7 protein-coding genes and 2 pseudogenes are annotated in these 13,282 nt (G+C 58.1%); 1 reads left to right on the top strand and 8 read right to left on the bottom strand.

Translation table 11 applies throughout. The features are described from left to right. Positions 1 to 16: 16 nt before the first annotated feature. The 8 genes and pseudogenes from C2L65_RS35690 to C2L65_RS46275 form a co-directional block, all read right to left on the bottom strand. A complete protein-coding gene (locus C2L65_RS35690) occupies positions 17 to 6,886 on the bottom strand; it encodes a S8 family serine peptidase (RefSeq protein WP_156132318.1) in 6,870 nt (2,289 codons plus the stop codon). Positions 6,887 to 6,952: 66 nt separating this feature from the next. Continuing rightward, the gene (locus tag C2L65_RS35685) at positions 6,953 to 7,468 is read right to left on the bottom strand and encodes a PASTA domain-containing protein (protein ID WP_042309618.1); all 516 of its coding nucleotides are present in this window, start codon (positions 7,466 to 7,468) and stop codon (positions 6,953 to 6,955) included. A 29-nt stretch (positions 7,469 to 7,497) separates the two neighbouring features. After that, positions 7,498 to 8,088, bottom strand: a complete 591-nt coding sequence (locus tag C2L65_RS35680) for a hypothetical protein (RefSeq protein WP_042309620.1) — start codon at positions 8,086 to 8,088, stop codon at positions 7,498 to 7,500. A gap of 54 nt (positions 8,089 to 8,142) precedes the next feature. Then, a complete protein-coding gene (locus tag C2L65_RS35675; RefSeq protein WP_156132319.1) occupies positions 8,143 to 8,769 on the bottom strand; it encodes a hypothetical protein in 627 nt (208 codons plus the stop codon). Beyond that, the gene (locus tag C2L65_RS45795) at positions 8,756 to 10,027 is read right to left on the bottom strand and encodes a hypothetical protein (protein ID WP_042309624.1); all 1,272 of its coding nucleotides are present in this window, start codon (positions 10,025 to 10,027) and stop codon (positions 8,756 to 8,758) included. The genes C2L65_RS35675 and C2L65_RS45795 overlap by 14 nt, the downstream gene beginning before the upstream one ends. Before the next feature lie 82 nt (positions 10,028 to 10,109). Further along, positions 10,110 to 10,352 (bottom strand): hypothetical protein, encoded by a 243-nt coding sequence (locus C2L65_RS35660; protein WP_156132320.1) that lies wholly within the window; start codon positions 10,350 to 10,352, stop codon positions 10,110 to 10,112. Positions 10,353 to 10,766: 414 nt separating this feature from the next. After that, the gene (locus tag C2L65_RS35655) at positions 10,767 to 11,816 is read right to left on the bottom strand and encodes a sigma-54 interaction domain-containing protein (protein WP_042309628.1); all 1,050 of its coding nucleotides are present in this window, start codon (positions 11,814 to 11,816) and stop codon (positions 10,767 to 10,769) included. Positions 11,817 to 12,298: 482 nt separating this feature from the next. Beyond that, positions 12,299 to 12,408, bottom strand: a pseudogene (locus C2L65_RS46275) (IS5/IS1182 family transposase); the annotation flags it as partial. Positions 12,409 to 12,425: 17 nt separating this feature from the next. On the opposite strand from C2L65_RS46275, the pseudogene C2L65_RS35645 reads away from it, so the two are divergent. Further along, a pseudogene (locus tag C2L65_RS35645) lies at positions 12,426 to 13,055 on the top strand (IS5 family transposase); the annotation flags it as partial. Between the last annotated feature and the right edge of the window lie 227 nt (positions 13,056 to 13,282).

Raw genomic sequence — 13,282 nt, 5'->3', positions numbered from 1 at the left:
ACCTCCATAGCTACGCTCAGACAAGCTCGAAGTGCATGAAGTCTTTCGAGGTATGATAGGCGCCGCCCCAGCGTAGTCCGCCCGCAATGAGCGCTTCAATCAACGGAACGTATAGATTGCAAAATCCGCTGCGCGCGTAGCCCTCCAGTCTCTCGCGCGTGTGCCGGTCGTTTAACGCTGCCAGAACGTCGGGGCGCGCTTGAGCGGAAACCCACTGCGGTGTGAAACCGTTCTGGAAGGCGCGACTTGCGCGGCTCAGGACTTTCGGATCAGTCTCTCCTTTGATGTCAGCCCCCACCACAGCGCCGATGACGACATAGTCGGATGACTGGGTGATTCGGGGGTTGCCCTCCGGATTCAGATCGAAAGCCCGGCCCACAGCGTGGTTACTCAAGCGGTCAGTTGTGCCTCGGATTGCACGCGGCACGAGACAACCAAATGCGAATATAGGTGGATTGACCTGATGACTCTGCATTGCCTGCTCTGCGCGCCGCAATGGCTCAACCAGGTCCCTATGTCCATCCTGGCGCTGTCCGAAAAACGTTAATGAAACGATGTTCGCGTCGAGATATGCTGCGGCGTCTCCGATTCCCGCAGCAGCGTAGACGGGCGCCAATTCAGAGTAGCGAGCGAACGTCCTGAACCATCCATGGACCCGAGGATGCGCGTCCCACTGCTGACGGACTACATCACCACTTGGCGCAGGTACCGGTTGAGGCCGCGAAGGTGCCGGACCAGGTGCCGGAGGAGCAACGTTCGGGCCGGATTTTCCTCCCAGCCCGACAAGCACCATTGCCTGAAGCATCGCAAGTACGCGGTCACGATAAGCGCCTGCAGCATAGATCCGATTGCCACTGATGCGATGCCCCATGTAGAAAATCGAACCCTGCCGACCGGCAACCGGTTTTCCGTCAGCAGCGGCCTGCGGAGTATCCATTAATACAGACACATCCCGGCTCATTATCCGATAGTCAGTCCGGCCCGACCCGGCGTGAAAACCTACCGCTCGAGCCAGAGTCTCACGCGAATTGAAAATCTGATCCCAGTCATCGTTTGAACTGCCGGTTGCCGCGTCGACGGCGGATATCGGCGCCCACAGCTTCTTCTTCTCAATCAACGTTGTATCTGATCCGCTGTAGGCTTGAATCCACTTTGCAATTGGAAGGTACTGGCTACGACCGGTTGTTTGAATTACGCCTCTCCCACGGAACTTGTAGAAGTCTGCTTGGCGAACAAACTCCGTTTCCGGCGCTTTTTCATCGGTCGTGAACTGGTCCTGCGGATAGTATTCTGAATTCCACGCTCCCCCGAACTCGTCCCCGCGATGCGCAATAGCCTGCGCCCCTCCCCGCTGCCCATGTGCGCGAACGAAAGCCTCGTCGTTGAAAAGTGAGCCTGCAGTGCGATTACCTGAGAGACGATTGTAGCTCGCCTTCCACTGGCTTGGAGCATGCAGCAAGATGCGGTCATAGAAGTACGCCAACCCGGGATGGCGACCATGCGCATCCGTGAAGCCTTGTTGGTTACGCCCGCTTGTTTCCGCGCGATTTGTGAAATCACCGTCTGTCTCGTTAAGCGTAATGCACATCAAACTGGCAAATTCCAACGCCGAAATCCTCGGCCGGTCATAGGCCAGACTTAAGCTGTCCCAGAACTCCCGGAACCGTCTGAGTGCGTCTGGCGATACAGGCATCCGTAATGGAGTTGTGCTTGACCTCACGAATGGAGGATGGCCGCCCAGATTCGAGTTGAACCATTCAGCAAACGTAGAAGCTCCAGTTCTGGTGAAGAATGTCTCAATGTCTGCCGCGTTGGCGAAGGTGACGGCCGCCAGTTGATCTACGTCTGCTTGCGTCAAGCCACCGGCTTGCCGCCCCGGATGCGGCGGTGATGGACGTTGCGGTGACGGAGGTTGCGGTGACGGAGGTTGCGGCGGAGTAGGTGGATTCGGTGTGCTCCCGCCGAGAGGCAAGTCTTCTCCCGCATTTCGAAGAAGCAACCATCCGAACCGACGCGGAATTTCGCCGTGCGCGACACTCGTCGCTTCGACCCGGAAGCGACGCGCTCTTGCAGCGTCAGCCGGCAAGGCATTCCGCAGCGACTTCTGAACACTAAGGCTTTGCGCCGCAGTGCCACTCCCTGGAATGAAGAGCACTCTCAGCGATGTAGTCGGGTCGGCATTCTGCAAGCTTGCGTTTGCCCAGTTGACCAAAGGACTCGCGTCCGAGTATAGGGCATCGAAGACCTGCACTTCATCCGGCTTGTTTTCGGCTAGCACGCGCATAAGAGCCGCACCACCGCCCGAATGGGCCGTAAGAATCAAACGGCGCTTCGAAACACCAGCGACACCTATGCGCGCGGCAAATCTCGCGAGGGCAAACTCAATGAGCTGATTCAATCCTCCCGGGGAAATCAACGCCGGGAAGTCGTAACCATTGCCCGTGCGTCCACCGTAGAAATTCCCTCGGGGCAAGACGCAAAGCGTCGGCTTACTCCTACCTGGCCCGCCAGAGGTTGGATCGACGAGATCAAGTCCACTTCGGCCCTCTTTGTCAACGTCCAAACGCATCGTCGCGCCGGAACTTGAGAACCCGTGAAAATGCACGACGACGTCAACCGCCGCCGGAATCTGATCCATGGCATTCCAGCGCAAGATCAAGTCGGGCGCCGTACCGCGATGACTTTGAAGCATGGGCACAGTCGCTACCACTTCACGACCTGCCTCGACTGCCCCCGTTACGGGCGGTACCGGCACCGGCGCCGGTGGCACAGGAACAGGTACAGGTACAGGCGTAGGGGCTGGCAAAGCCGCGAAACGATCAAGCGCAGCGCGAGTGTGCTCTCCGACCACTCCATCCCACTCCCTGGAGTTGTCTGGAAACGCCAAGTGCTGGAACGACAAGACGGCCTCATAAGTCCGATTTCCAAAGACGCCGTCGGCGACAAGCGGGCAAGCCGCAATCCCCGTCGAACCTGTCAAGACCAACCCTGCGTGTATCAGATTCAGTCGCTGCTGGAGGTCGCTGACGGCCGCTCCGCGTGCGCCGCGACGCAGTACGGCACCGTCAGTTCCTTCGGTCAGAGCGAGAGCGGCTGACGTCGTGACAGCCGATTCCTGTTGCTCGGCAGCACTTGTTTTGCGTCGAAACGGACGCGAAGCAGGTTGCGTGGGTTTTGGCGATGACACGTCCTTCGACTGCGGCTCAAGTTGCTTCCATGTCTCCGGCCCCACGACACCGTCCCAATTGGCCGGATCATTGAAAACTTGTTGCTGGAACGCGATGACCGCCGCTTCCGTCTTTTCATTGAAGTTGCCATCCACGGTTAACGGACAGCTTGGCAAGCCAGGCAGCCCAAGCGCAACACTGTCGGCATGAACACGGTTCAACGCTTGTTGCACCTGTTTGACTCGCTCGCCGACACTACCTTTCCTCAATGTCGCATCGCCGACTTCCGTACCTGATGCCTCGACTGCCTCCGCTTCGTCCGCCGCAATACGGTTTTTGAGGATAATTCTCGCGAGCATGGTGTCCGAAAGCACTCTTCCGGCGCCATCAGCGAGTCGACGGGCGAAGTTATTGTCTGCCGAGCGGTGGTTGAGTGTCGGCTCGATTACGTGCACGTAGAGGCCCGGTTGAAGCCTCGGAAAGTCCTCACCGCGAAGTCCCGCTTTCGCGAGGTCTTCTGGACGGAAAAAGCCCTGCGACGCGACTGTGGCAACGGTTCCCCAGCCTTCTCCACGAGCCACGCGGAACAAAAGATCCCCCGGCATGGGAAGAAGCGCTTCGACTTGCTCGCCGGGGTGCGCCAGTACGATCAGTTCAATGCCGATGCGCTCGCCTATGAAACGCTGCCAGTTTGCCAACGTCGCATGGCGCGACGGGGCGGACAAGCTGGTGAAGAACGCTGTCGCCGACGGCGTCTGAGGAAAATTCATGATGTCAGACGAGCCCGACCGTGGCAGCCCAAGTCTTTCGAGCAAAAGACTGAGCGTTTTAGACGGCGATAATTCCGGCGCGCCACTGTCCGCTACCGTTCTAGCGTGATCAAGCAATTGATTGCCGAGGTTCGCGGCAAGCGAAGGTTCGATTCCCGTCGCCAAGCCTGGCTTGGACATTTGAGGCGCGTCAACTGCAACGAACGCTTCCGTTGTGTCTGCTGCTTGTTCTGAAAGGTAATGCTCTGCCAATGCTGACTCGTCGATTCGTTCATCCGTTGACGAATCGATTGTTTCGACAGCAGTCTCAACTTTGACCTCATCGAGACGCATTTGCAGTTCCTGCGCGACGCCCGGGCTGTCCATCATTTCCTGCATTGTGTCGACTTCAACTGCCTGACTGTCTTGAGAAGTGTCCCCGGCCGTCGCGAGCAACGGATCTTCGGTAGGCGATGGTGCGTAGGCAGCAGGAGCGCTCGTACCGGTCGTGGACGGAGCGGGCGGGGAACTGCTTAACGGTAGACTGAACGCAATTGGACTCATCGGGCCGCCGAGCGGCAGGCCCAGTGCTGGCGGACCGCCAGTGAGCGGAATTTGTACCTGGAAGGGCAAGCCCGTTGATGACTGGGAGGAAAAAAGCGGACGCTGTGTACTGGAAAACCGCCGAGCATCGCTACTCGCCTCTGACAGGCCTTCCTGTTCAGAAACCGACAGGGCTTCACGGTCACCCGAATCGAAAGCGTCTTGCTCAGTGGCCTCCTCCTCGAGCGACGGGAAAAACGCCGACTCCGTATCGACGCTCATATCGGCGCTGGTTGCGGAATCAGCGTAGCTCTCCCCGACCCCTTCCATAGTATTTGCGGATTCCATTGCGGTACCCTCTCTGAAATGGGTTGGCCCGTCATAGGCGTCGGCGAGCTCGGGGAGTCGTTGCATCGACAGAGCCTCACTGTCCGCGCCTTCTCTGTTGGTGTGCAGCTGCGGTGCGCCTACCTTTCGCGCTGCTTCAACTGCGGCGAGTGTGTCGAGATAACCGGCGCCAAGACGCATCCTGTCCAGATAGTCGGCATCTGCTGGTCCCGCGTCCGCGCTGCCAAGTAGCAGCGAGCGGGTTTCCTCAATTGCAAGTGGTCGCCCTGCTGCGCTGAACATGAGCGCGACAGTCCCGCAGGCGTGCGGCGAGCCCATGCTCGTGCCAGACAGAACGGTCAACAACGGAAAATCCACATCTGCACCGCGCGGACGTGACCGTGCCGCCATTATTCTGACGCCAGGTGCAACGAGATCAGGCTTCCATCGCCCATCTCGAGATGGACCACAGCTCGAGAAAGGCGCGACGGGTCGACCTGACTGGTGCGCGTCGTATGCGCCAACTGCAATGGTGTGAAAGCCATTGCATATCGTCCCTAACGTCGTGCTTTGATCCACGTCGTCGGGATGAAAGCGACTTCGATGAGCTGCCGGGGCACTGGTACGTTCAATCCATGCATGGAAACGACCGTCCGACACGACCTGCCCAGAAAGCGAAACTTCCCATTCCCCGGCGGGTGCCCCCGGGTCAAGGAACACACTTACTTCGTTGTCGCCGTTGTTCGGGTCTCCAATCCGGTGATAGAGTCGCCCCACTTCACGGCCATCAGCGAGGACAATTTTGACCTGTTGATTAACCTTTGCAACGACAGCAAGCGCAGCCGACGGGCATTGGATTTCAACAGCAAATCGGTCCATTCCCGAATACCACAGGTCGACTTCCGTCGGAACTTTCGCGCCTTCCATCAACTGGAAGCGCACGCCACTCTGGCGGCCCGACCGAACGATACCCGAGGCGTGTGCAGCCCTCTCGAAATAGTTGCCCGCGCTTTGGCAAATAGCCCGACCCGGTGCCTGAAGTAAAAATGCATCTATCCCCTGCTCCGTCAGCGTCTTGCCATCATGCTGACCAGCCTGTCGACCAATGCTCGCGTTGACGACGAGTGGCCGCGCCCCAATCCCATAATCCGCTGCACGTGCGTTCAACAGCGGAAGAGAAGCCCCGCTCGTCAGCGCCGAGAACAAACTACCAGGCTGTCTCTGTTCGCCTTCACCAGCGAGGTCATCGGGCGAACCGGTCGCTGCTTCGTCCCATGGCCGTGTTGAGCCAACGGGGCGACCACCTGCAAGTCGCGACTCCTGCTCTATCCGGTCCGCATATCGCGCGACTTCCGAAAAAAAATCGAGGCCCTCAAGAAACGCTACCGAATTACCAAGCAACGCTGGCCCTTGCGACGTCGTAGTCGACAGTTCGACGAAGCAGATGCTCGATTCTGGCGCCAGTCCAACCGGACCGCCCGCCTCCCGACCTCCGCACGAGATACCTGCCGTGTGCGTACCGTGGCAGCCGCGACCAGAGTCTGATCTGGCGGGATCGTAGCCTAGCGCCGAGTAGGGATTCCGCTCGCGCAGCGCCCGATTGATTTCGCCCACTTCGAAGATTCGTCCATAGCCGTAGCGGTTTGGATGCTTCGGGTCATATGGAGCACTTTGATCCCACAGGGCAAGTATGCGAGTCGTTCCATCCGGAAATCGAAAATCTGGATGGGCAAAATCGAGACCCCAATCGATGTGGGCGACGATGACTCCTTTCCCTGTCGGCAGGTCACCATCCGGCCGACGCTGGTCTGTCGGGCCAGGATAAAGTTGCACGTCGAAGTCCTGGAAGTCCTCGAAAACTTCGCCCGCTTCGTCAATCGCTGGGCCATACGAACGAGCGGCCTTCATGCTCGCTACGGACGCATGCGCTCTTACCGACGGGATTGCACCTCGAAGCAAACGACATGTCGCAATATTGCCGAACCTCGAAACGATCCGAACCCCGTCAGGGATGACACCTGGATTGTCAAGCCGAATAATCACCGGCACGGAATCGTCCGGGGAACCTTCGGCAATCAACTCGTACAGAGCGGCCTCCACGGCACCTCCATCAGGCGAACCACAGTATGCCTGGCATTACGTCCTGGTTTGAGCGCCGAACTTCATTCAAACGTTGCCGTGTGGAGCGTCGTCAGGCTCTATGATGTCCAGTACATGATTTAACTTCCCATCCAGCTTATTGAAGTCGACAGCAAGTTCATCCAGTACCGGCTCAGCTGGGACAAGCACTGGATGTCCGATATACACCTTTACAGGAGAGCCCCGACGCAAGAAGGTACCGGCTTCCGGTCTCTGACCCACAACAGTTTTCCCGTCGTCATCGTCTTCTGAGAGCACATCCGCTCTGACTGCGACGAGATCAAATCCTTTCAATTTAAAAGCCGCCTGCTCAAACGATAGTCCGGCGAGATCGGGCACCTTCGCGTCCGTTGCTTCTGCAACTTTCGCGTCTCCGCCTACCGACATCAACCCACCGTCCCTGCTTGCCATAACGAACGGAATAGCTAGGCCCAGGACGCCCGGAACGATTGCGGACGCGGCCGCGCATCTTGTCCTGTCTGACGGGCTAAAGTTGAACCGGTTCGCCACCGCCAAGGCTAACGCAATGTTGAGCACTTCCATGCTGGTCTCCCAAAGGATTCAGGCCACGCTCATCTATCGAAAGCACCGCTAGCCATCGCAATCGCAGCTATGGCCAGGAGATTACTTCCACCAGAAGCGCTGCTGGTCGATTGTGAACTTAGCGGTCCGCCCAAGGTGTCGGCCGGTACCAGGTGCAGCAGGGATGCAATATTGCCGAATCGCGAACCGGGCGGAGCGATGAGCGGCAACAGAGCCGAGAGTTCACGCGTCGTTTGCAGTTCACGGCGCAACGTGTCCGTGTCCTTTCGTCGCTCTGCCATCTCCTTCCGGAAAACGGCTGCCTGTTTGTTCTGCTCTGCGATGACGTTTCGTACGCGGCCATCCACCGTCTTGATGGCGTTGCCGTTCAGAGTAATCTGTTGACTCACTCTCGCCAGGGCCGCGCGGAATTGCGGGTGTGTAACATAGTTCGAACTTCCCGGTGGACGCGGTTGATACGCGCTTTTTCTCGGCGCCGTCTGGACCGGATTGGGACGACGACGTGCCGCGTCCGCCCATTCGCTGTCGTAGCTTTCCGGGTAGGCAGCATCGGTGGAGTCGCTGGAAAATTCGACGTTTTCAGCGTCTGAGAAGTCGCTGTAATCAAAAATCTCGCTCATGGCGTTTTCCTTTGTCGGTTGATGACGGACTGCGGGCAATTTGTGACCGGAACGTTACTCAAACGCCTGTTGCTTCACACCTGCCGTCTGGTGTGGACTATTCCCATGCTCCTTCGGGGAGGCTTCGCGCGCAGCCCGTATGCGCCGCAACGCCGGCAGAACATAATCACGGTACGCCGCTGGCTCGGGCAGTCGAGCCCCTGGCTTTCCGCGCCCCCGGCATTCTGTGCATGAGAAATCTGTTCCGAAGCAAAGAAAACATGCGCCCAGTGCAGCGGCGAGCGTGTCATTACGTACTCGAAGCACTTCCAGTTCCTCGAACATCCGCGTCGCTGTATCGCTGAGTTCAAGCATGCGCCGTGAGCATTCACTTTCGGTTACCGTTTTCTCGTCATTCCGGGCGCTGGGCCCGTCGTCCGTCGCTTCCTGATCAGCGTCGCTGCGCTCAACCTGTTCGGCAGCGGCGGATTGTCGTTGAGCCAGAAAATTCATGAATACAGCCACTCTCGGGTCATCCGCTCCTGCTCCGCCTAACTGGGACAGAACAAGGGACATTGGATCAATCGACCCGCCGGCCATCGCTTGAATGAGCGCGTTAGCGTCCAACGAAGGGCTTGCGTCAGCGATCCGGCCGCCCTCTTCAATCGTCGCTGAGCTCGTGCTGCTATCAGAAGCGCTCATTCGTCATCTCCCAGTCTACAAGACCTTCAGCCTCCGGCCAGGCAGCCTCCAGTTCACTCTCAATAGCTTCAGCGTCCTGCAAATCCATAGCGTCGTAATACGCCTCATCCGTCTGTCGCGCATACGCCTCAGCTTGGTCAAGTAGATCGCGTTCGTACTCGACTGCTTGCGTCTCCATGGCCGGCAGACCGGCTATGTATTCGAAAAGGCGTTCGGCCTGCGCTTCGTTCAAGAGATCCCAGACACGCGACGCGCGGTCCCGAGCAAATCCGGGGTCGCCCACATATTCGCCGCTTGAATCCACCATGTACGTAAGCTCGGACTCGCTGTCCCCAGCCAGCTCCGCCGCTTCTGTCACGACCTGGTCGGCGAGCTGTGCATAGAGGTTAGGAAAAGCCGCCGTAGGCACCGGTACTCGGCTTGGTCCCACGTCAATCGACTGCCGTCCAAGCTTTCCTAGTCCGAGCGCACCAAGCGCCATTGCCATCTCCGGTCGCTGCGACAGGCTCATCAGCTGGTCAATCGCTCTTGTCCCGCCGAAGAGACTGGTCAAAGCGCCGGTCGGGCCGCCAGGGCTGCCGGAAAGCATGCCGCCCAAGGCGCTGGTAATCGCGCCCGGTGCACCACCACGGCCCAACGCGCCCGACAACGCCTGTAGGCCCGCGCCGCCCAGCATTCCGCCGATTCCTCCAAGCGGGCTGGCACCTCCGGATGAACCGCCTAGGAGCCCGCCAAGCGCATTCACTGCCGCCCCAGCCGCACCGCCCTTTCCTCCACCAGCCAGACCTCCCAGGAACGGTTCGACTGCGGAGCCAATCCGTCCAAGCGGGCTAAGCTGACTGGCGGCACCAGTGACGTTCGTTAAAATTCCGCCAATCTTTTGAACCGTACCGCCGCCAAGCTTGCTCATCCCGGCACCGGCACCACCGAGCGCAGCGCCCGCAACGATTCCAGCCGGACCATACTGCGCGCCCGCAAGTGCTCCCTTTAACGCCCCGCTTCCGATGGCAGCAGCTGCGGGAGCCGCCTGGACCACTGCTCTGCCCACGTCCCTCGCCGCAGACGAAAACGCTTTCCCGATGTCTCCAAAGCCAAATTCAAGATAGTCGTCGTAAGCTTCTGCGGAACCCGGCCCGAAGTTGGCGTCCATGAGTCCACGTATCTGCCCACTTGGCAAGATGGCATATTGCGGCGCCAGGACTTGCCTCAGATTCTGGAACTGCGAGAAATCGTTGGTTCTGTCATAGGTAGCGCCCATTAGAAGCCTCTCTCAGAGAAGTCACAGTCACAGCCGCACAATCGGCCCTACAGCGAGTTACTCTCTCACCACCGTTTCCTGCTCATGGTTTCTTTCTGTACAGGACTTTCTCGCCGCTATGGACGCTCTCGAGAACTCCTTCCCTTACCAGACGCTCGAGCACACGCTCCAGAATGCGACGGTAGTCACTCCATCCGGCACCCCTGCCGCCGTTTTCAGCGATCCACCACTCAGCTATTCCTTCCAGAGTGTCCATCGCGTGCTCGTTTTCGTTCATGTACCTGCGGATCGATTCCAGCAAGGTCTGTTCGAGTTTTTCATCCACGTTTAACCCGCCCAGTATCCCCACTATCGATCAACGTTGAGCGTAGTCGCGGCAAAACCTGTTTGCGATATCCGACCATCGCGTCGCGCATTTAAACGCAACTCGCGTGCCGAGGCGCCGGGCAACGCCGCATTGAGATCTCCTGAGGCTTCCGGGCAAGCATTCGTTGCGACCAGCTTGTCCACCGGGGGGACTTTCACCCACCAACATATGGGCGTCGACCATCGCACATCGCCGCGACGTAAGCGATTTCAACAGGCCGCATTCGATGGGGGTCGTTGACGCAAGTGAGGGATTTCACACCCGGTCAAAAGCATTTGCGCAGCGTTGGACTGCGGAGACGTCGCGGCCTTGACTCTCGTTTTATCGGGGGCCAGCGGGTCATTGGTCGGAAATAGTGAACGAGCCGCGCGCCTAACTGCTGAAGTCTTGTGGGGCTGGACGGAAACTTCTCGGGTCGAGACGATATTTTTGCAACAGCCGCCCCATATCGCGGCGTTCCTTGCCAGCAGCTTTGGCAACTCGGCTCACATTCCCCTCATGGCAGGCGAGGAGATGCGACAGATAGCGCCGTTCGAAACCTTCAACCAGTTGCCGTTTAAGAACGACAAGAGGGCGCGTGTCGGAAATGTCCGGCTGCCAATGCTCTGCGTCTGTTCGGATTTGCGTTTGAGAGGTTGGGTCCAGGCGGAGCTCTGAAAGCTGTATCGTGCTCGACCTGGCGAGATGAATTCCGCGAATGATCGCGTTCTCGAGCTCGCGTACGTTTCCGGGCCAAACACATCCTTCTAGTGCCGACAACGCTTCGGCTGACAGCTGCATTGGCGTTTTTGTTGGAGGCGTGTGCTTCCCGAGGAAGTGGTGCGCGAGCGGCATGATGTCTTCTCTCCGTTCACGCAATGGTGGAAGGTGCACGGCAAACACCGCTAGTCGATAATACAGATCTTGCCGAAAATCACCTCGTTGCAACAACTGGTCGAGGGGAACATTTGTGGCCGATACGATCTGAACGTCAATCCGTCTTTCGAAATTCGAACCAATCGCCCGCAGTGTTTCCTCTTGCAGCACTCGAAGGAGGTCCACTTGCGCTTTAAATGGAAGAGAATCGACCTCGTCTAAAAATACCGTTCCTCCGTCCGCCTGAGCAATCAGGCCGACGCGCTGTTGACGGGCATCCGTGAACGCTCCTCGCTCGTGACCAAACAATTCGTCTTCGAGAAGGTTTTCTGAAAACGCCCCGCAGTTAATGGGCACGAACGGAAATTTAGATCTTGAACCAAGATAGTGAATCGCACGAGCGATAAGTTCTTTACCTGTTCCCGTCTCGCCACATATAAGAACAGGAGCGTCACTTCGCGCGATGCTGGGCAAATCAGCAATCGCTTTTCGGAAGGACGCTGCTCTACCTACCAGCTTGCTGGGAAGAGCATCGAACTCATTCTTGGCCTCGGTCTTAATTGACATCGCGTATCGGCACAGCGTCGAAAACACTGTCGCAGGCAACACTATGCCCGCGAGAGACGGCTTAACAGAGCTGCGGCTTCGACATCGGTCGACAAACGACGCTCTCGAAAGCAGCCGTGCGCGCCGCAGCCATCCGTATCAACGAACTGTGAGTCACAGATTTTTTGAGACTGCAACGCCTGAATTAAAGGCGAGGACCTTAGAAATGTAAACGCGGAAGGTAATCGAAATCTATTTTCTACAACTTCTGGCGAAAAGTACTCTGCCCCTCACGTGGTCGTTTGCCCATGGTCGGCGTTATGAGGCACAAGCCGCTGCTGCAGTCCGCCTTCGAATGGCAAACGGTTGTCCAGTTTAAGGGCGCGGCGAGAGCACCAACACACGACGTGTCTACCCTCGAACTACTCGATTGTTGCATCCTGCAACGAGTCATCCGCCGATTAAATCGGTAATTGTCGTTAGAGGGTGTTAGGCACTTCCGCGTTCGGCAACATCCGCCACGGTGCACCGGCACGTGCAATCCAGCGTAGTGCATTAAACATTTCTCAAAGGTCGTATTTGCGTTGCGGCGCGCTTACCCCATCAGGATCAGATAGGGGCCGCGAAGCCGACTTCCCGCCTTGGGAAATGGTGTATCAGCAGACTCAACGCTGGCTGCAGGCAGGCTGTTTTGAGAATATGGTCTGCGACCTGCGCTCGGTCATCCGTGTGGCACAGGGACGGCGGGGGCAACCCAGCGCTGTCATTCTGGATGGTCGCATCGTACAGTCAACCTGTCAGAGCGGCCCGCGTGCAGGTTATGACGGCTATAAGCGAAAACGCGGCAGCAAGGTCCATATCGCAGTAGACACGCTGGGACATTTGCTGGCGGTACACGTGACGCCAGCAAATGAGCAGGAACGTGCGCAGGTGGGCGAGCTTGCGCGTCAGGTACAGCAGGTCACTGGAGAAACGGTCAAGGTGGCATTCGCGGATCAGGGATACACCGGCTAAGACGCCGCGCAGGCCGCAAGCGATGCGGGCATTGACCTGCAGGTGATCAAACTGCAAGAGGCAAAGAAGGGTTTTGTATTGCTGCCCCGGCGATGGGTGGTCGAGCGCAGCTTTGGCTGGCTCAACCGCTTCCGCCGCCTAGCTCGGGACCATGAACGACTACCCGAAACTCTTGCCGGGCTTGATTTCGTGGTCTTTGCGATGCTCATGCTCGTTCATGCAGTGCCAGTATTTCAAAGTGCCTAACACGCTCTAGACAGGGTGTTTTGACGACTACACCGTGACGACAAGCTCTCGACTGCTAGGATCTCGCTCAAGAAACGAATTGGCCGCTTGCAGTTTGAAGGCCATTCATTGTGGCATGCATAAATCTGCGCACGCAGTTTGTCTTCGCAGGGCGAGCGGTTGACCCTGGTGAGGGGAGAGCAAGCGCTGTCACCGAAGGTGCCTTTCGCAACTCGGCTCGGCAACCC

Source organism: Paraburkholderia terrae, from assembly GCF_002902925.1.
Classification (GTDB): domain Bacteria; phylum Pseudomonadota; class Gammaproteobacteria; order Burkholderiales; family Burkholderiaceae; genus Paraburkholderia; species Paraburkholderia terrae.
This window is presented reverse-complemented; position numbering and strand designations above follow the sequence as displayed.

Coding starts and splice junctions, on each gene's coding strand:
- C2L65_RS35680 (WP_042309620.1), bottom strand. CDS start 8,088: ATGAGCGAGATTTTTGATTACAGCGACTTCTCAGACGCTGAAAACGTC.
- C2L65_RS35655 (WP_042309628.1), bottom strand. CDS start 11,816: ATGTCAATTAAGACCGAGGCCAAGAATGAGTTCGATGCTCTTCCCAGC.
- C2L65_RS35685 (WP_042309618.1), bottom strand. CDS start 7,468: ATGGAAGTGCTCAACATTGCGTTAGCCTTGGCGGTGGCGAACCGGTTC.
- C2L65_RS45795 (WP_042309624.1), bottom strand. CDS start 10,027: ATGGGCGCTACCTATGACAGAACCAACGATTTCTCGCAGTTCCAGAAT.
- C2L65_RS35675 (WP_156132319.1), bottom strand. CDS start 8,769: ATGAGCGCTTCTGATAGCAGCACGAGCTCAGCGACGATTGAAGAGGGC.